General features: G+C 64.7%; 22 protein-coding genes and 1 pseudogene. 7 read left to right on the top strand and 16 right to left on the bottom strand.

The genetic code is table 11. The features are described 5' to 3' along the window. Positions 1–54: 54 nt before the first annotated feature. The 12 genes from ACW2Q0_RS12265 to ACW2Q0_RS12210 form a co-directional block, all read right to left on the bottom strand. On the bottom strand, positions 55–615 hold the full coding sequence (locus tag ACW2Q0_RS12265; RefSeq protein WP_457189330.1) for a hypothetical protein: 561 nt from the start codon (positions 613–615) through the stop codon (positions 55–57). Beyond that, positions 597–1,451 carry a hypothetical protein gene (locus ACW2Q0_RS12260; protein ID WP_457189328.1) on the bottom strand — a complete coding sequence of 285 codons (855 nt, stop codon included), beginning with the start codon at positions 1,449–1,451 and terminating at the stop codon, positions 597–599. The genes ACW2Q0_RS12265 and ACW2Q0_RS12260 overlap by 19 nt, the downstream gene beginning before the upstream one ends. Beyond that, a complete protein-coding gene (locus ACW2Q0_RS12255; RefSeq protein WP_457189326.1) occupies positions 1,451–1,765 on the bottom strand; it encodes a hypothetical protein in 315 nt (104 codons plus the stop codon). The genes ACW2Q0_RS12260 and ACW2Q0_RS12255 overlap by 1 nt, the downstream gene beginning before the upstream one ends. Beyond that, positions 1,765–2,337: a hypothetical protein gene (locus tag ACW2Q0_RS12250; RefSeq protein WP_457189324.1), complete on the bottom strand. Its 573-nt coding sequence runs from the start codon at positions 2,335–2,337 to the stop codon at positions 1,765–1,767. The genes ACW2Q0_RS12255 and ACW2Q0_RS12250 overlap by 1 nt, the downstream gene beginning before the upstream one ends. 435 nt (positions 2,338–2,772) lie before the next feature. Next, positions 2,773–3,528 carry an ESX secretion-associated protein EspG gene (locus tag ACW2Q0_RS12245; protein WP_457189322.1) on the bottom strand — a complete coding sequence of 252 codons (756 nt, stop codon included), beginning with the start codon at positions 3,526–3,528 and terminating at the stop codon, positions 2,773–2,775. A 105-nt stretch (positions 3,529–3,633) separates the two neighbouring features. Continuing rightward, positions 3,634–4,917, bottom strand: a complete 1,284-nt coding sequence (locus ACW2Q0_RS12240) for a hypothetical protein (protein ID WP_457189320.1) — start codon at positions 4,915–4,917, stop codon at positions 3,634–3,636. Beyond that, on the bottom strand, positions 4,914–5,294 hold the full coding sequence (locus ACW2Q0_RS12235; RefSeq protein WP_457189318.1) for a hypothetical protein: 381 nt from the start codon (positions 5,292–5,294) through the stop codon (positions 4,914–4,916). Before ACW2Q0_RS12235 ends, ACW2Q0_RS12240 begins: the two co-directional genes overlap by 4 nt. A gap of 9 nt (positions 5,295–5,303) precedes the next feature. Then, on the bottom strand, positions 5,304–5,897 hold the full coding sequence (locus ACW2Q0_RS12230) for a DUF3558 domain-containing protein (RefSeq protein WP_457189316.1): 594 nt from the start codon (positions 5,895–5,897) through the stop codon (positions 5,304–5,306). 173 nt (positions 5,898–6,070) lie between these two features. Beyond that, on the bottom strand, positions 6,071–6,448 hold the full coding sequence (locus ACW2Q0_RS12225) for a hypothetical protein (protein WP_457189314.1): 378 nt from the start codon (positions 6,446–6,448) through the stop codon (positions 6,071–6,073). Positions 6,449–6,456: 8 nt separating this feature from the next. Then, positions 6,457–7,047, bottom strand: coding sequence for a DUF3558 domain-containing protein (locus ACW2Q0_RS12220; protein ID WP_457189312.1), 591 nt, complete (start codon positions 7,045–7,047; stop codon positions 6,457–6,459). 166 nt (positions 7,048–7,213) lie between these two features. Further along, positions 7,214–7,432, bottom strand: coding sequence for a DUF397 domain-containing protein (locus ACW2Q0_RS12215; RefSeq protein WP_457189310.1), 219 nt, complete (start codon positions 7,430–7,432; stop codon positions 7,214–7,216). Further along, positions 7,410–8,309, bottom strand: coding sequence for a helix-turn-helix domain-containing protein (locus ACW2Q0_RS12210; protein WP_457189308.1), 900 nt, complete (start codon positions 8,307–8,309; stop codon positions 7,410–7,412). Before ACW2Q0_RS12210 ends, ACW2Q0_RS12215 begins: the two co-directional genes overlap by 23 nt. Positions 8,310–8,694: 385 nt before the next feature. Here ACW2Q0_RS12210 and ACW2Q0_RS12205 point away from each other — a divergent pair, with 385 nt between their 5' ends. Next, on the top strand, positions 8,695–9,270 hold the full coding sequence (locus ACW2Q0_RS12205; RefSeq protein WP_457189306.1) for a DUF4254 domain-containing protein: 576 nt from the start codon (positions 8,695–8,697) through the stop codon (positions 9,268–9,270). Between the two features lie 383 nt (positions 9,271–9,653). Here ACW2Q0_RS12205 and ACW2Q0_RS12200 read toward each other — a convergent pair whose 3' ends face one another. Beyond that, on the bottom strand, positions 9,654–9,920 hold the full coding sequence (locus ACW2Q0_RS12200; RefSeq protein ID WP_457189304.1) for a hypothetical protein: 267 nt from the start codon (positions 9,918–9,920) through the stop codon (positions 9,654–9,656). 66 nt (positions 9,921–9,986) lie between these two features. Here ACW2Q0_RS12200 and ACW2Q0_RS12195 point away from each other — a divergent pair, with 66 nt between their 5' ends. Further along, positions 9,987–10,112: an Rv1535 domain-containing protein gene (locus ACW2Q0_RS12195; protein WP_457189513.1), complete on the top strand. Its 126-nt coding sequence runs from the start codon at positions 9,987–9,989 to the stop codon at positions 10,110–10,112. Between the two features lie 11 nt (positions 10,113–10,123). Here ACW2Q0_RS12195 and ACW2Q0_RS12190 read toward each other — a convergent pair. Together ACW2Q0_RS12190 and ACW2Q0_RS12185 are read right to left on the bottom strand one after the other, a co-directional pair. Beyond that, positions 10,124–14,413 (bottom strand): annotated as a pseudogene (locus ACW2Q0_RS12190) (HAD-IC family P-type ATPase); the annotation flags it as partial. Between the two features lie 9 nt (positions 14,414–14,422). Further along, a complete protein-coding gene (locus ACW2Q0_RS12185; protein WP_457189302.1) occupies positions 14,423–14,851 on the bottom strand; it encodes a hypothetical protein in 429 nt (142 codons plus the stop codon). A 723-nt stretch (positions 14,852–15,574) separates the two neighbouring features. On the opposite strand from ACW2Q0_RS12185, the gene ACW2Q0_RS12180 reads away from it, so the two are divergent. Then, positions 15,575–15,793 carry a hypothetical protein gene (locus ACW2Q0_RS12180; protein ID WP_457189300.1) on the top strand — a complete coding sequence of 73 codons (219 nt, stop codon included), beginning with the start codon at positions 15,575–15,577 and terminating at the stop codon, positions 15,791–15,793. A gap of 109 nt (positions 15,794–15,902) precedes the next feature. On the opposite strand, the gene ACW2Q0_RS12175 is transcribed toward ACW2Q0_RS12180, so the two are convergent. After that, positions 15,903–16,394 carry an inorganic diphosphatase gene (locus ACW2Q0_RS12175; RefSeq protein WP_387294223.1) on the bottom strand — a complete coding sequence of 164 codons (492 nt, stop codon included), beginning with the start codon at positions 16,392–16,394 and terminating at the stop codon, positions 15,903–15,905. Positions 16,395–16,582: 188 nt separating this feature from the next. Between ACW2Q0_RS12175 and dacB the strand changes: the two genes are divergently transcribed. From dacB to hpt, 4 genes are all read left to right on the top strand, one after another. After that, positions 16,583–18,049 (top strand): D-alanyl-D-alanine carboxypeptidase/D-alanyl-D-alanine endopeptidase, encoded by a 1,467-nt coding sequence (gene dacB / locus ACW2Q0_RS12170; protein WP_457189297.1) that lies wholly within the window; start codon positions 16,583–16,585, stop codon positions 18,047–18,049. A gap of 13 nt (positions 18,050–18,062) precedes the next feature. Next, on the top strand, positions 18,063–19,178 hold the full coding sequence (locus ACW2Q0_RS12165) for a zinc-dependent metalloprotease (RefSeq protein WP_457189295.1): 1,116 nt from the start codon (positions 18,063–18,065) through the stop codon (positions 19,176–19,178). Positions 19,179–19,333: 155 nt separating this feature from the next. Continuing rightward, entirely contained in the window at positions 19,334–20,365 is a 1,032-nt protein-coding gene (gene tilS / locus ACW2Q0_RS12160; RefSeq protein ID WP_457189293.1) for a tRNA lysidine(34) synthetase TilS, read from the top strand. Positions 20,366–20,413: 48 nt separating this feature from the next. Further along, positions 20,414–20,971 carry a hypoxanthine phosphoribosyltransferase gene (gene hpt / locus ACW2Q0_RS12155; protein WP_457189511.1) on the top strand — a complete coding sequence of 186 codons (558 nt, stop codon included), beginning with the start codon at positions 20,414–20,416 and terminating at the stop codon, positions 20,969–20,971.

Genomic DNA, 20,971 nt, shown 5'->3' with positions numbered 1-20,971 from the left:
GCCCGCGCCCGGTGTCAGTAGGTGTCGGGCGCGGACATCGGACTGTGACCAAGGCTAATTCTTCAACGCCCGAATCATATGTACGAGCGTCTCCGCGCCTGCTTGTATCGTTTTTTCGTCTTGGCGCAATATTTTGAACTCGCCGCGCCAGCCGTCGATAGTTGCAGATAGCATGGCGTATTGTGTCGGGGCGTTTGTGAACGGTGGTAAAGCCTGCTGGATCTGTGGGGTATCCGTGACGGTAACATCGTCAACCATCAGGGTGCGTGGAGTACCGCTGCCGGCGGCAAGTGATGGCGTGGGTGCAGGAGGACCGTCGAGGAAGATATATCCAAGATATTCCTCGTCCGCGCTATGGTAATCACATCCATTTCCGATGTCGATCTTCTCGGTCATCGGCTTTGTTGCGATGACGGCCACGCGAAGGTTTTCGGCATGAAAATTCGTAGCGTAGAACTGTTTCGGAAAGTCGCATAGTTCTTGAATAGTGTGACTACTTAGTTGAATCTCGCTGGTACTCTCGGTATGAGATTTTGGCAATATTCCGCAGCCAGAAAGAACAATCGCAAGCATTACCAAGGGTATGGATCTCGGATTCATTCTGCCGCCGTCCATGCTGGAGTCGGATCATTGGTGTCGAACTCGGTGGAGGCGCTTTGCGGCCAATGATCGTTGTAAATACCTTTCGGATTGCTTACAGCGAACTTTATGTTATTTATGCTGTCGACTTCAGCTCTCAGGGCAGTCGTGAGGGTCCTCATGAACGTCACTACGTTGTCGGTTGCGACTTTAAGTAGATCTATTGCGTCTGAAATTCCCCACGGCGTTTCGACGAAGCTGGCTATCTTAGTCAAAGCTGCCGCGAAAGAAGCCAGGAAACCGGCCAATTGCCCGGCCACATCAGTGTAGTATGCCCACGCCGCGTTGGATACGGCAACGAGGCTTGTTTTTACTGTGTCACAGATAGCTTTTACCGAGTCGATGGCGGTGTCTTGGAGCAGCCGCTTGTTGAGGTACCGATCAGCGGCCGTTCCTTTCCAGTATCCTGTGAGATTACCGCTGTTTACCTCGTCATTCTGTGCCTCTCCGATCTTGGACTTGAGTTGTAACCAGTCCCCGCTGGTTTGCAGAAAGGCTATAGGCGCTTTTGTGGCTTCGATGGCGTCGGAGAGACGTTGTAGAAGATCCCGAATCTTCTTCTTTATCTCTTCCTTGTTATCGCTCATATAACCGGAGAAGTCATCCTTGGTAATTGCTCCATAAGCTCCTCCGATTACCGCTCCGACGCCCGGAATAGGGATGATTGCGCTACCTTCACTTGCTGCGGCGGCTATCGCGGCGGTGTTGAAAGCGTCATCTACCTTATCGGGCTGATTCTTGACTTCCTCAACTTTATCCGAGAACTTCTGCAGCGCGTCGTTGATATCCTTCAGGGTCTTGTCGGCCCCCATTACTGTCCTCCGTCGAGCTTGATCAATGTGCCTGCGAACCTACTGTCTTGCTCGTAGTAGACATTGGCAACATGCATTAGGACGGAACCGATCGAATGCGCCTCATTACTCCCCTCTGTAAGTCGATCATGCATATATTTTGCGGCATTAACCTGTGCGTCCCAGACATCTTGGAATGCAGACCACTTGATTTCTTTGTAGCTATTCGCGATAGCATCTCCCTGTTCTGCGGCCTGAGCGAGTGCGGCGCTTGTATCTCGCCACGCGTTTGCGGCCGATCGCAAATGATCCAGGTCCACCTGGAAATTCGTCATCAGAGGTTCCTTGTCAGATAGATTTTGTATTCTCGAAGTTCATTTTCGAGATCCTCGTCGTCGCGGTCAGCCCACGATCCATTATCGTGAAATTCTGGACGTTGTTGCCGGATTTGGTTTGCGCACTCGACGATGTCGTACGCAATGTAAGATGGCTGAGTAGACGCCGCCCACCTGGAATCAATGGAAATGCTGAGAACTCGAGAAAGATTTGCAGTCACGGTGACGGAAGACATTCCGAAAGCGGTCGTCGCAGCGGCTCCAGTAAACCGCCCATCCCCTCGAGCGGCCCGTTCGATCGTCTCCAATTCTGTCAGTGATTGTGTGTCGAGCAATGTGATGATTTCGGCGCGGCGGGAGGGGCGGGCACTGAGCGCGCTGAAGTTCCCGGTAGCGATGATGGCCGCATCGCGAATCCACAGCGCTTTGTAATAACCGGTCATCGCGGCAGTCGAGAAGTCTCGTGCATCCAAGTGGCTGTGCAGATTTCGGTTCACATCGACCTTGACAGGAAGGCGGCCGTCATCGAGTGTCATCTCGAATAGCCCCACCCCGATCAAAGAAGTATTCATCTGGTATTCACTTCCTTTGCTATCGAATCTCTCGTTCAGTCGAGCGCTGCTCCGGTGCCCGGGTTGGCCCGCGTGAACTCCCTCGGTACGTGAGTTCACCAGCGCCGGTGGTGGTCCTGCACTGCAAGGGAATTACAGAAGCGGACGAGTCTTTATCGCTCCTGGCGATTGTCGACCAAATATCCCCCTCACTGATCTTCGACACGGATTTTATCGATGAATCAACAGGCTAGTGCTGTTTCCAGGTGATAACTATCGAGCTCGGGGCCGGGAAGTTCCGTCGAACGCAGCCGAATGATGGTCGCCCACAGCGTATTCGACCGCTATATAACTCTGCTCGGCGAGCGGCCTGAGCTATCTCGATGGGGAATAGGCGGAGCGATCGGCACCGAGACGGGCGGTGAAAGGTGATCTCGAAGTTGTGGAGCATCGGGGTCAGTGGCGGGTGCGGAGGTATTGGTCGTGTTCGAGGTCTTCTTGGTGGTAGCGCTGGGTGAGGGTGGTGAGGCGGTGGATTTCGGTGGACATGGATTGGGGGGCTAGGGGTTTGGCGATTATGGGGTCGCCGGTTTTTACGTAGTAGCGGCCGTCGGGGTAGTCCATCCACCAGAAGCCGCGGGCGGGGGTGGGGCGGGCGTCGATGGCGGGGCCGGGGCAGATGAGTATTTCGCCGAATGCGGAGCGGGGGCGTTGGAAGATGCGGTCGAGTTGGTCGATGGGGCCGATGTCGTGGGCGCGGCGGATGTGGCGGTCGCGGTCGGCGGTGATTTCCGCGCGGCGGATTTCCAGTGGTGGGTGGGTGCCGGGGCCGCATGAGGGGAGTGCGGCTACCGCGTTTTGGGCGACTTGTTCTGCGGCGCAGTAGGTTACGAGGACCTCGCCGCCGGTGTCCGGAGTCGGGCCCGGGAGTTGGTGCAGGGCGGCCCCGGCCTGAGCGCGGACCGCGCCGTGGAACCGGTAGGTGTGCGATAGGTCGGTGCCGCCGAAACCCTTCGACTCGATGCGGACATCGGGCTCGAGCAGTATCTCGATGGCGCGTTCGAGTTCGGGGGAATACTTGGCGAGCAGGGAAGCGCAGGCGGCTTCGCGGTGCCGCTTCAGCTCATCGAAGTCCGCGATTTCCGTGCGATGGTGTAGCGGATAGGGCAGGCGGTCGCGACCGTATGCGGCCCACAGTATTTCGAACTCCATGCCGGTGAACCTGTGCGTATTCACCCGATCGCCTCCGACGAACGGCCCCGCACGGTGCCGCCGTTTTGGTCGCGTCGCTGGTGGGGCAACCGATTGGACAGGAGGTTAGTACCGGGTCGCATCGTCGTGATCACCGCCGATCACCGGAGGTACGGTCTTGGGCTGGGAGTCCAATCCGGTGAGCTCTTGACCGTGCTCGGTCGTGATGAGGTAGTCGGGGACGCCCTTCTTGCGTTCGTCGTCATTGCCCTTGCTCTGGCCGGGGGCGCCCATGCCGGACATGCCGGAACGACCGGTTGATCCGGTGCTCTGGCGGGTGGCTGCGGTGGCGGCGGTCGCCGCGGTGGCGGGTGTGCCGGCGACGCTGCGGCCGGGGCTGTTCTGGGTGGTGGCGGGAGTGCCGGTGTTGGTCGGTCGGCCGGTGCTGGTTCCGATGCCGGGAGTGTTGAGGCTCGGGGTGGACGTGCTCGGTGTATACGTGCTTGGTGTGGTGGTGGCAGGGGAAGTGGATTGGGTTGTCGCAGTTGTGCTTTGGGGGGTGGTGCTCGCCGCGGTCGTGGCATCCGGTGATGTTGTCGACGGGGTTGTTTCGGTGCTCGTCGGCTGACCCGAGCCCTGGCCCTGGCTGCCCGAGCTGTCCGAACCATCGCCACCGGAACCCGAGGAACCGCTATCGGAACCCGAAGGTCCTTGTGTACCACCGGGATTGGGTCCCGGCGTGACCGGGCCGGGGCTGTCGATGATCGTCGGCGCGGTGGGCATGTAGGGGACGCCGACATCGGTCTGCCCCGCGACCTGACCGTAGACCGTGCGCAGAATCCTGCGCCCTTCCTGCTCGGCCTCGGTGCTGGAGTATTCGCCGGTCTTCATGACGCCGTCTTTGGGCAGCGTCTTCCCGGCGATATCCGGACGTTCGGTCAGGCCCGGCATCAAGGCCTGGGTCTGCTCCAGGCCCGTCTTCATCTCCGCGAGCTTGAGGCTGGTCAGCGTGGCCGCCTGCGACAGCGGTATGGACTTGTCGTAATAGTTGTTCACCGCGGTCACGGCGGCCTGGGCTGCGGCACCGGTCCATCCGGTGTGGCCGTTCTGGCCGGTGATGGTGCGTTCGAATTCGCGCTGGAAGAGGTGGAAGCTGCCGTTCAAGTCCAGGCCGATGTTCGCCCACATGGTGACCGCGTCATCGACGAGTTTCGGCTTCATCGCCGAGACCGCGGTCTGCATTTGCTCGAGGGTGAGATGGTCGTAACTGTCCGGTGTGGTGATATGCGCCGGTTGTGTCTCGCCGTCGAAACCGCTGTAGCCCGCCTCGGTTTTGTAGATCCAGTCGCGGTCTCGGTTCCACTGCTCCTGCGCCTCGATGACCCGGCGCTTGTAGTCCTCGTAGGTCATTCCGGGGTCACCTGCGCGAACTGGTAGGCGTTGTGTTGGTCTTGGGCGGCGAAGTTCGCAATCGCCTGAGCCACAACCTGTTTCGCGGCTTCAACTGAGTCGATGTGCTGCTTGATCACGGTGTCCAGGGACCGCTCGGTCCCGCTGGCGGTTTCGGAAAATTTCTTCTCGAGAATCTGACCTGAATTGAAGCTTCCGAACCCTGTGACCCGGCTGATGAACCAAATGTTGTCGAGCACTGTGTTCAGCTGGTCGAGGTGATCATCACAGACTTTGTCCAAGCCCTTTCCGACCTCTGGGTCCAGCGATAGCTCACCAACATTCGCCCTGTCGAGCAAGCGTTTCCATTCGTCAGGATCGACACCCCTATTGATCATTTCCCCTCCTCAACGCGCAGGTAGATACTTTTCCAGGGCTTCACCGAGACGGCGCACTTCGCCACAGGGTTCACCGGCACCGGCACCGGCGGATCCATACCGATTCAGCACACTGAAATCGACCATCCCGTGGGGCACTTCAACACTGAGCCAGCAACCCAGGTCGTGCGAACTTCCGACGTTGCGATACTGGAGCGCTTGACGAGAACCGACGGTCGTTGACACGAAGTCCGTGTAGTCGGAACGCTGCCGGTTCTCTTCCAGCGTGTGATCTGACGACAAGACGCCGAGCGTGTATGTCTTCGGTACCGACTGCCAGCTGCATACCTTCCAGCCAGTCGGGTCGACCCCGGCGATTTTGGTGTCCTTGCTGGCGGTGTTCAGTCCGAGTGCGGAGATTGCGGAATCGGGTATGTCGCAGGGATTCCAGATCGCGGTTTCGGGATCTTTCGACGTAGTCGCTGCTGCCGCCGTACTCGCCGACGCTACCGTGCTGCTCGGTGTCGGAACGCTATCCCCTGAGTTGTCATTGCATCCGACAAGCCCTAGTGCTGCGCCGAGGATCAGGGCCGCAGCGCGGCGCATCTTCGCTGTACCGATCATCCGCGAACCCCTTCGCCGCCACCCGTCCCGAGGGGCCACGCGCGTCCCCCCGCTGCTCGAAAACCCTACCGTCTGGAGTTGGTGACCGGCAATGAGACCATGCAATGATCAGACACCGAACGCCTCCCGCTGCTCTTGCGCTTCGATGACCCGGCGCTGCTAGTCCTCGTAGGTCATTCCGGAGTCACCTGCGCGAACTGGGAGGCGTTGTGCTGGTCTTGGGCGACGAAGTTCGCAATCGCTTTGGCCACAACCTGTTTCACGGTATTGACCGAGTCGATGTGCTGCTTGATCACGACATCTAGTGAACGGTCGGTTCCCGAGGCGGTCTCGGAGAACTTCTTCTCGAGAATCTTGCCGGAGTTGAATGTGCCGAACCCCGTGATGCGGCTGATGACATCGATCTGGTCGAGCACCGCTCTCAGCTGGTCGAGATGGTCATCACAGACCTTGTCCAACCCGTTCCCGACTTCCGGATCAAGCGTCAACTCACCGGCATTCGCCTGGTCGAGCAATCGCATCCATTCACTGGGATCAACACCGTTGATCATTCCCCTCCTCAATGCTCCGGCAGATACTTGGCCAAGGCGTCCGTGAGACGGTGCACCTCGACACACGGGTCGCCGGCGCCGGCAACCCCGTATCGGTTCAACACCCTGAAATCGACCATCCCGTGCGGTACCTCGACACTGAGCCAGCACCCCAAGTCGTGTGAGCTGCCAACCTTGCGGAATTGAAGCGCACGATGGGAACCCACAGTCGTTGACACATAGTCCGTGTAGTCGGTCCGCTGTCTGCCCTCCTCGAGGGTGTGTTCCGACGACAAGATTCCGAAGTTGTATGTTTTCGCCTCGGATAGCCAGCCGCAGACCTTCCAGCCTGTCGGATCTACTCCGGCGACGGTGGTGTCCTTGCTGTCGGTATTCAATCCGAGCGCGGAGATCGCGGAGTCAGGGACGTCGCAGGGGTTCCAGATCAAGGCTTTGGGGTCAGCCGATGTCGTGGCGGCGGCGGTGGTGGTCTTTGCCTCTCCACTTGTGCTACTCGGTGTCGGTGTACTGCCACCGGAGTCGTTATCGCATCCGGCGAGCGCCAGCGCTGCGCCGAGAAGAAGGGCCGCAGCGCGCGGCGTCTTCGCTATACCAAACATCCGCGAACCCCTTCAGTGCGCCCCGTCCCGAGAGGGCACTCGCATCCCCCGCTGCTCGAAAACCCTACCGTCCGGAGTTGGTGACCGGCAATGAGACCACGCAATGATCAGACACCGAAAGCCTCCCGCACTCACATCGTGCGGGAGGCTTTCGGTGTCTGATCACTCAGGACTGGTTGAACTTCCCATCGGCGACGGCCGTGGTGAAGGCATCCCACTGATCGGGGGTGAACACCAGTGCCGGGCCGTTCGGGTCCTTCGAGTCCCGCACGCCGACAAAGGAGCTGGACAGGAAGGCCACCTCGACGCAATCCTTACCGCCTGAGCTGCGGCGGCTCTTGCACCACCTGGCTTCGGATAGGTCAACGTCGTGCTTGTTGGTCACCGCCGTACTCCCTTGCTATTTGCCGAAGCAGGCTTCTGCTTGCGGTCTCGTCCAGCGCTCGCCGCCGGATGGCCTCATGGGCATCATGGTAGCGCTGGACATCTTGTGGTGACTCCAAATACAAATCCCCCGTGAAGTTTTCAAGGTAGACAACCGATGGCTCGATCGGCTCTCCCTTCTTGTCCACGTTGAAATCGACGATCGTGAACAGCCCGATGGGATCCCCCAAGGGGATACCGGCCGAGTGCGGGAGGATTCGCAGCGAGACGTTCGGCAATGTTGAAACGTCCGCAAGATGGCGCAATTGGGCGCTCATCGTCCTCGCATCTCCGACAACGCGGCGCAAAGCGCACTCCAAAAGGACCACATTCAATTCGACTGGTCGCCGTTTGCGAGTGATCGCGCGCTGTCGCCGAAGCTTCAATTGCACGCGGCGATTGATCTCGTCGTCGGTGTCGTTCGGATACACGTCACGAGCGAGTACATGCGCATAGCCGGGAGTCTGTAGCAAGCTCAACACGACATCCGGTGCGTACGATGTCAGCCGCCGTGCCGCTGCCTCCAATCCCACGTACACGTTGAAGTCCTGCGGGATCAACTTCCCATACTCGTGCCACCAACACTTCCCCGACGCCTGCTGCGCCAACCCCAACAGCCCCGCCGTGACCACCTCTTCGGCGTCATACACCGCGCACAGCTCTCGAATATCCAGCAGCCGTATCCGACCTGCCTGCCCGGTCTCCAACCGCTGCAAGGTCGTTTTACCGCGCTCGATCAGCTGCGCCGCTTCGGGCATCGTCATCCCGGCCTGTAAGCGCAGGTCACGCAGATGGCGCCCCAGTTGTCGTCGCGGCACCGTACTTCCTGAATCCGTCATGGCCCCCTACCTCAGTTTTTCGGAAACGAGTGTGATGTGTCCGTGGATGTACCGATCCGCGGATACGGAACTTGTCCTCGCCTTTCGGCGCGATTCGAATGCAGACCCCATGTAGACGCTGACTCCTCCGCCTGTCGCGTGCTGTGCTGTTGCCGCGCCCGGTCGGAGAGCCGTAGGAAACTCGAGAAACCTATTGGATCACAACGGATTGCCGCTTATCCACAGATTCGGCCGGGCGCTTTCGAATTCACCGCGACGAATCGAGGTAATCGATGGACCACCGAGGCCGGGCGCGTGTCCCGAGGTTCGTCCGTGCGCATCCGAACGCGCCGAGGCGAATTGGGAATCCCGTGGACCATTTCGCGTTCGCCGATGCGATCGGGCCGTGTGTCTCGTGGTTCCGTCGGGCGGATCCGCAGGCACCCAGGCGAATTGGGAATCCCATGGACCATTCCGCGCTCGCCGACGCGATCCGGCCGTGTGCGCACCGAGGACGTCCTTGCTGATCGAACCGCTGCCGACGAAGGGGGAGGTGCTGCGTGCCTGCCGTGGCGTCGAGCACGCCGCGCACCCACTCCTACACGCCGCCTATGAACTGACCTGCCTCCACGAGAGTCGACTCGCCGACGGCTGTCGGACCGATGACTGTTGCAGAGCCGACGATAGTTGCCGAGTCGATGACATCGATTGCAGGAGAACGAAATTGGTGCGCCATATCAATAGCTGGGTCCATGCGCACCTGCTGCCCGCGCACGGCAGCGCCTCGGTGCACACCGAAACACTGGGCGCGGTGATCGACCGGCTCGCCCAGTACACCGCCACCGCCTACGTCGCCCTGGCGAGCGCCACGGACAACGACCTCGGCGACGCCTGGGAGGCGCTGGCCGAATTGGCCATCGGCTACGAGGATTTGGCGAGCGAGGTCACCGCGGGCCGTCGCCGCCTCCCCGGCGGCCCGTGAACCCGCCAATCCTGCCGCCGCGCCTCGAGGGGCTTCGGCTGACGAGGAACACGTCGCGCCGCTCGCGAACTCCGCAGCCTGGTGAGGTTCGGCGCGGTCGAGGGTCGCAACGACTACTCGATCGTGCCTGATCCACGCCCCCTCGGCCCGATGCCGACCATCGACACCTCGAGATCAGCATGTACCGGTAGTGGTGAGCGGACCTGGAACGCCGGGGTGAAGCACTATGGCCGGGGTCCTGCAATGCGTCCTCGCGCTCACCACTGCCATAGGGCACAACGACCAGACCGGTCACGGGTCCATCGGTCACCGACCGCTTACGACCACCAAGGCCGGACCGCCAGCCAGGCGTCGCAGCGCCCGGACAGCGGCCCGCCGTTCGGTCAAGCCTCTTCGAGGGCTTCGCCGACCTGGTGGGCGAGGCGATTGTGCTGATTCTGCACCAGCCAATGTCCGGTCGCGAGGACCACCGCGACGGGCCATTCGATGATTTCCGCCGCGACCAGCACGCCGAGTGCGCCGTAGTATGCCAACTGCTCGGGCGGAGGGAGGTGCACCTGACCCAGCACCGGCAGGTCCACCGTGAAACCCTGCGCCGCCACCACCCGATCGACGGCGTTCTGGTGGCTCGTACGCGATTCTTCGGCCATTTGTTGCCTCCCGGTCATGGTGTATTCGAGAGTTCGACTCCTGAGGTCCGCACCGTGTCTGGTGTGATGACAAAAGGTGTAGGAGCCGGCTCGGATCCGTTGGCGGGTGCGCTGACGCAGGTGCTGTCCGTGCCGTTGCGCCAGTTGTACGCGGTGCTGTGGCGCTTCGGGATCATCGAGATCGTCGACTGATCATCGCGCGGTTGATCCTGCGCGGCGAACAGACGCGGCGCGACGGCGGCGACGCCGGTCGCGACGGCGGCCGTCGACAACGCCTGCGACCAGCCGACCGGACCCAACGGTGTACTGCCGAGCATTTGGCTTACTCCAGGTGTACTGATCAGCGCGCCGAGCGCCAACAGTGAGCCGGCCGCGGTGCAGACCACCAGCGGGCTGCGCGAGTCGATGAGCGTCTGTCCCAACTGCGTCGCGACCAACGCCACCAGCGCGACCGTCGACGCCCGCCGCCGTCGGCCCGTCAACCTCGCCAACACCCAAGCGGCCGTCGCGGCGGACGCGGTCGTCGTACCGCGCACCGCCACCGTGTGCCATAATGCGGCTCGGTCCGGCCCCCGGCCGGTATAACGCAGCGCGGTACTGGGCGGGCTGATGGCAAGGGCTGCGGCCGGCAGCGCATCGGTGAGGATGTTGACCAGCAGCAATTGGCGGGTATTCAGCGGCGTTTCGCCGGTGAACGCGGTGCCGGCGATCGCGAAAGCCACCTCGCCCGCGTTGCCGCCGAGCAGTACGGCCACCGCCGACTGGACCCGCCGCCACAATTGCCGACCTTCGTCGAGAGCGTCCAGCAGCGAGCGGATCCGCCCGTCGAGCAGCATGACATCGGCCGCGATGCGGGCCGGGTCGCTACCGTGCGCGGCCACGCCGATACCGACGGTTGCGGTGCGGATGGCCGCCGCGTCGTTGGCGCCGTCGCCGACCATGGCGCACACGTGCCCCAGTCGCTGGATCGTCTCGACGATCTGCACCTTGTTTTCGGGTGACATTCGTGCGAACACCCGCCGGCTTCGCACCGCCCGTTCCTGATCGCACCGGGGCAGCGCCTCCCATTCGGGACCGCTGATCACCTCATCGTCGTCGACGGGCATACCTACCGCGGCGGCGACCGCGGTGGCCGTCACGGGGTGGTCACCGGTGATCAGACGCACCCCGATACCCCGGTCGGCCAACCCGGCCAGCACCTCGGACGCTTCGGCGCGCGGTGTGTCCGACAGGCCGAGCAATCCGGCGAACCGCAGTCCGTCGCCGCACAATTCGGCGAATACGTCATCGTCGTCGCACACCGATCGCATCTGCGACGCCGAAAGCTGCCGGGTGGCGACGGCAATCACCCGCAGCCCCTCAGCGGCCATCTTGCGCACCTGCCGCTGCACCTCCTCATCGGCGTCCGCGCACGCCGCGAGCACCACCTCCGGTGCGCCCTTGATCGACAACAGCTGCGCGCCCACCGATGCCGAGAAAGGGCGACCCGACCGGAACGGCAGATGCGCCTGCGACCCGCCGCGGTCGAGGTGCCGCCCGGCCTCGGCGACCGCGCGATCGGTGGCATGTTCGTGCTGCTCGCCGTTGGCGAGCGGCGTGGCCCGGACGGCGTGGCTGAGCACATCGTCGTCGGACAATCCATTCGCGGCGTATACCGTGGTCACCCGCAGCCGGTTCTCGCTGAGCGTTCCTGTTTTGTCGAAGCACACCACGTCGACCCGGCCGAGCGCCTCGACCGATCGCGGACTGCGCACCAGCGCACCCGCGCGGGTCAGTCGCCGCGCCGAGGCCTGCTGAGCCAGCGTCGCGACCAGCGGCAGCCCCTCCGGAACGGCAGCCACGCTGACCGCCACACCGCCACGGATGGCCTCCCGCAGACCGGTGTGCCGCAGCAGCCCGAGCGCCGTGACCACACCCCCACCGGCCAGGCTGACCGGCCACGCCTTGTTCGTCAAATCTTTGAGCTGGGCCTGCAGGCCGGCAGCCGCACTGTCCGCGGGCGGCGTCGCGGCGGTTCGAAGCGCCTGCGTCTGCTCACCGACGCCGGTCACGATCGCGACCGCGGTGCCCGCGACCACGGTCGTGGTCGCGAAAAGCATGCAGGCACGCTCAGCGACGGGCGCGGCTGGCGTGGCCTCGACTTGCTTGGCCACCGGCAGCGACTCCCCGGTCAATGACGACTCGTCGACTTCCACATCGAGCGCGTGGGTGAGCCGCGCGTCAGCGGGCACCACTTCACCGGGGCGCACCTCGATGACGTCTCCGGGGCTCAGGTCGGCGGCATGGACCGCCACGTAGCGATCGGTGCCGACCAGCTTGCGCGCCGGTGGGTCCTGCGTGGCGAGCAGTCGCCGCAGCAGCCGTTCGGCCCGGATCCGCTGGGTCGCCGCCAGGGCCGCGTTACCGGCGAGTACCGACCCGACCAGGATCGCGTCGATGGGTGAGCCCAGCACCGCGCTGGCGGCCGATCCCACCGCCAGCACCGGGATCAACGGGTCGGACAGCTCCTCGCGCATCGCGCCGGTGAAATCCCGCACTGCCCGGCGTACCGGATCGATGACCGAGTGCGCGGGGCGGGCGGCGGCCGCCACCCGCGAGCGCTTGTGCGTCTGAGCGGGTTGCGGCGGCAGCGCACGACGCGCCTGTTCGATGGACATGGCGTGCCACTCGTGCACGCTGGCGGGAGGCGGCGGCGCCGCCGTGAGCGCTGCGCGAGCGAGCCGGTATCCCGTCCAGGTGCCCGCGGCGGCCCCGACGGTGACCGGCCCCGAGCCGCGGCCCCGCACCCCCGGAATCATCAGAAGTGCGCCCAAAACTGAAGCGCCGGAAGCGATTTCGACGCCGCGTTCACTGGCTTGACGGGCCGCGGGCAGCGCGTGCACGATCCGCCACACGCTGTCCAGGTCGTCGACGAGTACATCGGCGTGCCACGGCGGCGGACTGTGCGCGGCGAGACCGATCGAGACGTCGGCGTCGGCCAGTGCCTGTGCCGCAGCACTCGACACCACCGCCACCGTGCGACCCTCCCGCTGCAACCGGTGCACCGAGTCGGCGAGCGCTGCGTCGAGGGACCCGTTCATCGGATCCAGGTCATCGAAGGACGAGCGCAGCTCGCCCAGCGTCTCGACATCGACCGACACCAGCGCGGCGCCGCTGCGGCGCACTTCGCCGAGCACCACAGACGCCAGTGGATGATGGGCGTGTTGGATCAGTACTCTGCTGCGCCTGTCATCAGCGAACGCCGACCGTGTCACCGGCTGCCACCCGGGTTGCAGTGCGCCGCGGTCCACTTGGTCCTGTGCCCACTGCCATACCACCACTCGATCGTCTTCGGGCACGTCGCGGATGCGCGCCACCCGCAGTTCGTCGGAGCACAATGCCCGAGGGTCGAGCACCACGGCATCGATTCGGTCGAGACGCCGCAGTACCCGGGGCCGCAAGGGCAGCACGCCGTGCCGGTCGGCCAGGCCCCGAGCGAATGTCGCGGCGAACGACTCGCGGCTGGTGTGGGCCGCTTTGGGTGCGGAGACCATGACGGCGGTGGCCGCGGCGGCGAGGTCGGCGCCGATAATGCCGATCGCCGGTGCGGCGGCCGCCTGCGCGAGTCCGCTACGGTCCCCGTGGCGCTCGACGGGTCCCGGTGGCAGCGGCTGCGGTCGGTCCTCGGGCCGGACGGCGTCGACACACGTCGCGTGCGCGGCGAGCCAGGGTTCGCGGCGCTGCCAGATGGCGGCGGCAGCGCGGGTCTCGGCGGCTTTCGCGAGGTGAATGAACATGTCGACGCCCAGTGACGCCGGTTCTCGAGTGACGGTGTACGCGGCCGCCTTGGCGATCGCGATCGCGGTATCGGCGGCGTTGGCGCCGAGGTGCTTTTCCACGGCGCGACGCAGCCAAGGCTGGTAATCGACAAGCGCGACAACGGCGTTCAGTCCTGGCGGCAGCCGCCGCAAACCGACCACCCGGCCAGACAGCGCGACACTCAGCCCGACAGCATTCGCAGCCGCCGAGACCAAGTTGCCGGCCAGCACGATGCCGTCGGCGGGCAGATCGATCGGCGGGTGAGCGAATTCGGGGTGCCGATTTTCGGCAGCGGCCACCACGTCGCACAGCTCGTCCATGGTCGCCGGGTCGCACACCTCGGCGATGACGCGCGAGAGCGGGTAGTTGAGGGTCGCCGAGGTAACACCGGGATGTGCGCGCACGGCAGCGAGTACCGCGGGGCCCACATCGTGGTCCGGCTCGTGTTCGCAGAGCCCGCGCACTTCGATCCAGCAGCGGCCCTCGCCGCGCCAACGCCGCCGGGTCGGCTGACCGCCGAGCTCCGACGCGATAGCGGTAATCGCCTCGACCACCCGGCTGGCGGGCGTCGCGCGCATCGGCAAGGTCGCGAGGTCCACGCCCACCGCGGTGACGACCGCAGCGGACCGCACACCCGACTCGAGGGCGCGCAAAGGCAGTGACCCGGAGGTCCGTATCAGTCGGCTCAGGTCCACCGGCGACGACTACCGTGCGCTCGGCGAGCGTCGCGGCCGGGCCGCCCCCTTATGCGCGGGAGTCCCACCCTCGTCGCCTCGGCGCGGCGTTCGGTCCTCTTCCGAGCGCGGCTCACGGTGTGCGGGACGACCGCCGCCCTCGGGTGAGGAGCGCCCGCCCGACCGCTGACTGATCTGCCGGACCAGCAGTGCGGCGCCTCCGACACCCAGCAGCACAGGCCAGTCCACCAAACCCGCGGCGCCGATCGCCGCCACAGTCAGCGCGGCCGCCGGTGCCGAGTGGCTGCCGCTGCTCAGCCCGCTCTTGACGCCGGCCGCGACACCCTGCATGCCGCCGATCACGCCATTGACGGCGGCTCCGCCCACGGCCCCGGCCGCAGCCGTCGTCGTGTCGGCCGTCCAGGTAATCACGTCCACCACGCCATCGGAAATGTTCATCGTCACCCCATCGCGTTCACGGTTTGGACATCAGTCAGCAAATCGCAGTTTACCCGGAATTCGGTAAAACGATCGGGGTCGCCGAACAAGTACCCGCCAGCTCGCCGATCTCCCGCTCCGACACCGCCCATCAGGGCATTTATGCAAAAAACAGATATGTTTTCAGAAGGTCACGACCTTGAACTGATCCGGGGATGAAGTAGTTCGCGATCCGCTACTACGACGATACGGATCCAGACGGAAAATTTCTGGCAACCAAAGGATGGTCGCGGTGAATTGGTCGACAGCGACGCCCGGAATCCCCTGTGCGTGACGGGTAGGTGCCTACGCCATAGCCGATGTCGAACGCGGTGCATAGCGTTTCCGGGTCGATGGCATCGACGCCTGCGGTGAAACGGTCAGAGAACATCGAATCCGCAAACAGCGCTGACGCTTTCCTGAGACGGGTCACGGACCGGCGCGATCCGCTGGCGGCCATGACTACCCACTCCGGTACTGCCGAATACACCTGCTGTACTGGACTTTTCACTGCGTGCGCGGGTAGGCGGCAGCCCGCGCCTCGCAGTGGTGCGCCGAAAAGTCTTCGGGCGCAAGGGCATCGGGTGGCGAAGGTGGCATGCCCCAGGGGGCGGTTGTTCGAGCCCTAGGGTTGGCTGTGCGGGGCGTGTGCTGTCCTTACCGTTAGCGAGGTAATCAATCGACCTCGCTTTCAGGAGCAGTGAAATGCGAATCAAGTCCTACATCGCGGCCAGTCTTCTTGCTACCGCTGCCGTCGTCGGGGTGTCGACGGCAGCCACCGCGTCCGCCGCAACGAGCTACTACTACGGCACCTACGCCACCTACACCGCGTGTGCCGCCGACGGCGCGTCCCCCGCTACCGGCGGTTACTACTGGGAGTGCGACGAGACCTACAGCGGCTGGGATCTGTACATCTACTACTGAGTCGATCCGCTACTCTTGCCGCGGTGACAAGAAAAGCGGGAAGTCCGAACGCGCCGGACTTCCCGCTTTTCGTTGTGGACGGGCGAATCATGCACCAGCCCAACGAGACTCAGTGGCCGCCGTTCTCCTGCAGGCGCTTGATGGAGGCCTCGACCTCGGCCTCGGCCTCGGCGCGGCCGACCCACTCCGAGCCCTTGACGAACTTGCCCGGTTCCAGGTCCTTGTAGCGCTCGAAGAAGTGTTTGATCGCGGCCAGTTCGAACTCCGGCACATCGGCCAGATCCTGGATGTGATCCCAGCGCTTGTCGCCCGCGGGCACGCACAGGACCTTGTCGTCGCCGCCCTTCTCGTCGACCATCTTGTACATCGCGACCGGACGCACCTCGATCAGGCAGCCGGGAAATACCGGCTCCGGCAACAGGACCAGCGCGTCCAGCGGGTCGCCGTCCTCGCCGAGGGTGTTCTCGATGTAGCCGTAGTCGGCCGGGTAGACCATGGACGTGTAGAGGAATCGGTCGAGCCGGACCCGACCGGTCTCGTGATCGACCTCGTACTTGTTCCGAGAACCCTTGGGGATCTCGATGGTGACGTCGAACTCCACGCCATCTCCTTACTGATGCGTCTGTGGGACTGTCGCGTTGTGGTCGTCGGAACGCCGACTCGACAGGTGTTCGGGGGGAACAGTGCCGGAACGAGGATAGTGTGGTCCGCGGGCACCTGGGTGCGGTAGGTGGGTCGACCCGGCAAGTGCGACGGTCGGGCGATACGAGACAGAGAGACGGCGGGCACGTGGTGGGTGGCAGCAACAGGAATATCGGTGGCTTGGCCGCCGCCAAGCGACGCCGCAGAGTCTGGATCGGCGTCGCGTTCATGCTGGCCTTGCTGCTCGGCGTCGGGGCCGGGGTCGTGCTCGCGCTGAAACCGTGGACCGAGGAGTTCCGCCACGGCGGGCTCACCATTGCGGCACCGCCCGCGCCGGTCGTACCGGCTCCGAAGGTCGAGCCCGCGCCCTCGAACGCGCCCGCACCGACTCCGGCCGGTGTCGCGGCCGCGCTCGCGCGGGTGGTCGCCAATCCTGACCTCGGGGCGTTCGCCGGTGAGGTCACCGACGCGGACTCCGCGGCCGTGTTGTGGAGCGCCGAATCCGATAAGCCGATGATTCCGTCGTCCACGGCCAAGATCCTCACCACCGCGGCCGCCCTGCTCACCCTGCCCGCGGATCATCGGGTGACCACCCGGGTCGTCACCGGCTCCGCCCCCAATGAGCTGGTACTGGTCGGCGGTGGTGATCCGACGCTGACCGCGCAACCCGACGGTAGGGGTTATTACCCGAACGGGCCGCGACTGTCGGATCTGGTGTCGCAGATCAAGGCGTCCGGCCGTGCCGTCGACACCATCGTGGTCGACACCTCGGTGTATTCCGGGCCGCCCATGGCCCCCGGCTGGGATCCGGTCGATATCGGCGAGGGGTCGATCGCGCCGATGGATCCGGTGATGCTCGACGGCGGGCGCCTCGATCCGCTGGTGGAGTACTCGCCGCGCACCCCGACCCCGGCCCTGGCCACCGGACAGCGCCTGGCCACCGAACTCGGACTCGATCCGGCCAAGGTGCGGATCGGCACCGCCGCCGCCGGTGCGACGGAGGTGGCGAGCGTGCAATCCGCGCCGCTGCGGGACCGGCTGCGCGACACCATGGTCTACTCCGACAATGTGCTCGCCGAGGCCATCGGCCGCGAGATCGCGATCGCGTCCGGTAACGAGGCATCGTTCACCGGGGCTGTCGCCGCCCTCGAAACCGCGCTCGGCAAGGGCGGATTCGATTTGACCGGACTTTCGATGCGCGATAACAGCGGTCTGTCGACCGAGGACCGGGTGCCCGCCCGGCTACTCGACAAGATCATCGCGACCGCCGCCAAGCCGAGCGGGGCCAATGCCGTGCAGCCGAGCAATACCAAGGCCAAACCGGAAACCGACCGCGTCGCGACCACCATCGCGCCGCTGCTCGACGATCTTCCGGTCGGGGGTGCGACAGGGTCATTGAGCAGCCGCTATGTCATACAGAACCGGGGCGGCGCCGGATGGGTGCGAGCCAAGACCGGAACTCTGTCGGTGGCGAGCACGTTGGTCGGATATGTGCTGGACAGCGACGGGCGGGTACTGACCTTCGCGCTGATGTCGAACGATCGGCCACCGGAGCTCAGCCGACCCGCATTGGACGCCATCGCCGGCACACTGCGTAACTGTGGATGCTCGTGACGGGTGGTTGACCATGTTCGAAGGCATTGACAAATCGGGCCCAGTGCCTGCCGCGAATTCGGGTGCGGACACCCCGGCCGAGCGGCGACGCTCCGGATTTTCCGGTGCCGTCGATTGGCACCTGGCCGCGCGCACCGGCGCCGTGCTGGTGCCGTCCGGGCCGCGGACCTCGCGATATTCGGCCGAACAGGTGGTCAGCGAGCTGGCCGAGTCCTCGGTGCGGGCGGAGGGACCGGTCCGTGAGGTGAGCGGAATGCGCGACGACCGGCCGGTGCCCTCGGCCCGGATCGTCGACCGGCCCGGCTGGATCACCGCGGCCGCCGATTCCATGTCCCAGCTGACCGGCACCGGACCGGTGTCGGATAAGGGCCTGCTCGCCGGGAAACCCGCGGGTGTGCAGGCGGGCGCGATGCTGGCCTTCCTGTCCACCGCGATCCTCGGCCAGTACGACCCGTTCACCGGACCCGATGGGACGCTGCTGCTGGTCGCACCGAACATCATGGCGGTCGAGCGTGCACTCGGTGTCTCGCCGACCGACTTCCGCTTGTGGGTGTGCCTGCACGAGGTGACCCACCGGGTGCAGTTCTCCTCGGCGCCGTGGCTGGCCGATTACATGCGCGCCAATGTCGACATCCTGGGCGAGGTCGGCGATGAACCGCTCGCCGATATGCTCGCCCGGCTCGTCGACGAGGTGCGCGAGCGCCGCCGCGGCACCGCCTCCGAGGACCCGAATTCCCGCGGGATCGTCGGCCTACTGCGTGCCACCCAGGCCCCACCGCAACGCGAGGCCCTGGACCGCCTGCTGATGCTCGGCACCCTCCTGGAGGGCCACGCCGACCACGTCATGGACGCCGTCGGCCCCGCTGTCATCCCGACCGTCGAACAAATCCGCGCCGCCTTCGACAAACGCCGCAAACGCCCGACCAACCCCATCCAACGCGTCCTGCGCGCCCTGCTGGGCGTAGACGCCAAGGTCGCCCAATACGTCCGCGGCAAGAAATTCGTGGACGCCGTCGTTGCCGAAGTGGGCATGGCTCGGTTCAACACCGTGTGGACGAACTCCGAAACCCTGCCTCTCGCAGCGGAAATCGAGAATCCGCGACGCTGGATCACCCGCGTCCTCGGGTAATCGCGACCCGCCGCTGCGGCGAGTGCAAAAACTGCATTGGTCTGCCGTACTCGCGAGACCGAGAGCGCGTCGTCGCGGCCATCGAACCCGAGCAGCAGCAGCTCGGCATGGCATGAGCCGCAGCCCGGCGCGTCACACTGGGTAGTCTCCGGAATATGAGCCGTACGACGGGAGCGATGCCCGGGAATGCGCGGCGGCTGCCCGAGACCGCGGCGGTGCTCGAGGTGCGGCGGGCGGTGCGGGGGTGGCTGGCCGATTATGCGACGGACGCGAGCAGTGCCGTGGCGGTCGCGTTGTCCGGCGGTGCGGATTCGCTGGCGTTGACGGCCGCGGCTGTGGTGGAGGCAGGTCGGGTCGACGCGCTGGTTGTCGATCATCAGCTGCAAAAAGGATCGGACCGAGTGGCGGCCGAGGCGGCGGCTACCGCGTTGGGGCTCGGATGCCGGTCGGCGCATGTTTTGGCGGTCGAGGTCGGTGGGAATGGGGGAATGGAGGCGGCGGCGCGGGCCGCTCGGTATGCGGCGCTGGACGGGGCGCGCGGTGGGTTGCCGGTATTGCTCGGGCACACGCTCGACGACCAAGCCGAGACCGTGTTGCTGGGGTTAGGGCGGGGGTCGGGTGGTCGGTCGATTCAGGGGATGGCGGCTTTCGCGGATCCATGGGGGCGGCCGCTGTTGGGTGTCCGGCGGGCGGTGACCAGGCAATTGTGTGCCGATATCGGGTTGACGCCATTCGAGGATCCGCACAATTCGGCGGTGGAGTTCACCAGGGTGCGGTTGCGCAATGAGGTGCTGCCGCTGCTGGAGGAGGTGCTCGGGGGTGGGGTCGCGGGGGCGTTGGCGCGCACGGCCGAACAGTTGCGCGATGACGGGGCGGTACTGGATGCGCTGGCCGATGAATTACTGCGGGCCGCGAGTGCGCACGCCCCGGCGAGTAATGATCGAACCCTCTCGATCGAGACCCTCGCCACTGCCCCCGCCGCCTTGCGCCGCCGCGCGATCCGTGTATGGCTGCTGGCGGGTGGTGCTAAAGCCCTGACCAACAAGCATTTACAGGCGGTTGACGAATTGATTACGGGGTGGCGCGGGCAGGGCGGTGTCGCGGTGGGCGGCGGACAACCGGGACGCAGGTTGGTCGCCGCACGCGAACATGGCAGGCTGACTCTGCGTCTGCAAGGGAGCCGATGACACATAATGGATCGGCCGGTGGACACCAGGGAAGGGAAACCAACTGACGTGTACGAGGGCGATATCGCGTCGGTGCTGATCACCGAGGAACAGATCGCGGCCAAAACCCAGGAGCTGGCCGAGCTGATCGCCAAGCGTTATCCGGTCGACGCCCCCGAGGGCGATCTGCTGCTGGTCGGCGTGCTCAAGGGTGCCATCTTCTTCATGACCGACCTCGCCAAGGCGCTGCCGATTCCCACCCAGATGGAATTCATGGCCGTCTCCTCCTACGGCTCGTCCACTTCGTCCTCCGGCGTCGTGCGCATCATGAAGGACCTGGACAAGGACATCGCGGGCCGCAATGTGCTGATCGTCGAGGACATCATCGACTCCGGTCTCACGCTGTCGTGGCTCAAGCGCAATCTGTCCACCCGCAATCCGGCCTCGCTCGAGGTCGTCACTTTGCTGCGCAAGCCGGATGCGCTACGCACCCACGTGGAAGTCGCGCACGTCGGCTTCGATATTCCGAATGAATTCGTGGTCGGCTACGGCCTCGATTACGCCGAGCGTTACCGCGATCTGCCCTATATCGGCACCCTCGACCCGAAGGTCTACGGCGGCGCCTAG

It is taken from the genome of Nocardia citri (assembly GCF_054065835.1).
Note: the sequence above shows the minus strand (reverse complement) of the source record. Positions and strands in the feature narration are given on the sequence as shown.

Bases quoted from the DNA above. Each gene is read 5' to 3' on its own strand.
- ACW2Q0_RS12265 (WP_457189330.1), bottom strand. From the start codon at position 615: ATGGACGGCGGCAGAATGAATCCGAGATCCATACCCTTGGTAATGCTT.
- ACW2Q0_RS12260 (WP_457189328.1), bottom strand. From the start codon at position 1,451: ATGGGGGCCGACAAGACCCTGAAGGATATCAACGACGCGCTGCAGAAG.
- ACW2Q0_RS12255 (WP_457189326.1), bottom strand. From the start codon at position 1,765: ATGACGAATTTCCAGGTGGACCTGGATCATTTGCGATCGGCCGCAAAC.
- ACW2Q0_RS12250 (WP_457189324.1), bottom strand. From the start codon at position 2,337: ATGAATACTTCTTTGATCGGGGTGGGGCTATTCGAGATGACACTCGAT.
- ACW2Q0_RS12245 (WP_457189322.1), bottom strand. From the start codon at position 3,528: ATGGAGTTCGAAATACTGTGGGCCGCATACGGTCGCGACCGCCTGCCC.
- ACW2Q0_RS12240 (WP_457189320.1), bottom strand. From the start codon at position 4,917: ATGACCTACGAGGACTACAAGCGCCGGGTCATCGAGGCGCAGGAGCAG.
- ACW2Q0_RS12235 (WP_457189318.1), bottom strand. From the start codon at position 5,294: ATGATCAATAGGGGTGTCGATCCTGACGAATGGAAACGCTTGCTCGAC.
- ACW2Q0_RS12230 (WP_457189316.1), bottom strand. From the start codon at position 5,897: ATGATCGGTACAGCGAAGATGCGCCGCGCTGCGGCCCTGATCCTCGGC.
- ACW2Q0_RS12225 (WP_457189314.1), bottom strand. From the start codon at position 6,448: ATGATCAACGGTGTTGATCCCAGTGAATGGATGCGATTGCTCGACCAG.
- ACW2Q0_RS12220 (WP_457189312.1), bottom strand. From the start codon at position 7,047: ATGTTTGGTATAGCGAAGACGCCGCGCGCTGCGGCCCTTCTTCTCGGC.
- ACW2Q0_RS12210 (WP_457189308.1), bottom strand. From the start codon at position 8,309: ATGACGGATTCAGGAAGTACGGTGCCGCGACGACAACTGGGGCGCCAT.
- ACW2Q0_RS12200 (WP_457189304.1), bottom strand. From the start codon at position 9,920: ATGGCCGAAGAATCGCGTACGAGCCACCAGAACGCCGTCGATCGGGTG.
- ACW2Q0_RS12195 (WP_457189513.1), top strand. From the start codon at position 9,987: ATGACAAAAGGTGTAGGAGCCGGCTCGGATCCGTTGGCGGGTGCGCTG.
- ACW2Q0_RS12185 (WP_457189302.1), bottom strand. From the start codon at position 14,851: ATGAACATTTCCGATGGCGTGGTGGACGTGATTACCTGGACGGCCGAC.
- ACW2Q0_RS12180 (WP_457189300.1), top strand. From the start codon at position 15,575: ATGCGAATCAAGTCCTACATCGCGGCCAGTCTTCTTGCTACCGCTGCC.
- ACW2Q0_RS12165 (WP_457189295.1), top strand. From the start codon at position 18,063: ATGTTCGAAGGCATTGACAAATCGGGCCCAGTGCCTGCCGCGAATTCG.
- tilS (WP_457189293.1), top strand. From the start codon at position 19,334: ATGAGCCGTACGACGGGAGCGATGCCCGGGAATGCGCGGCGGCTGCCC.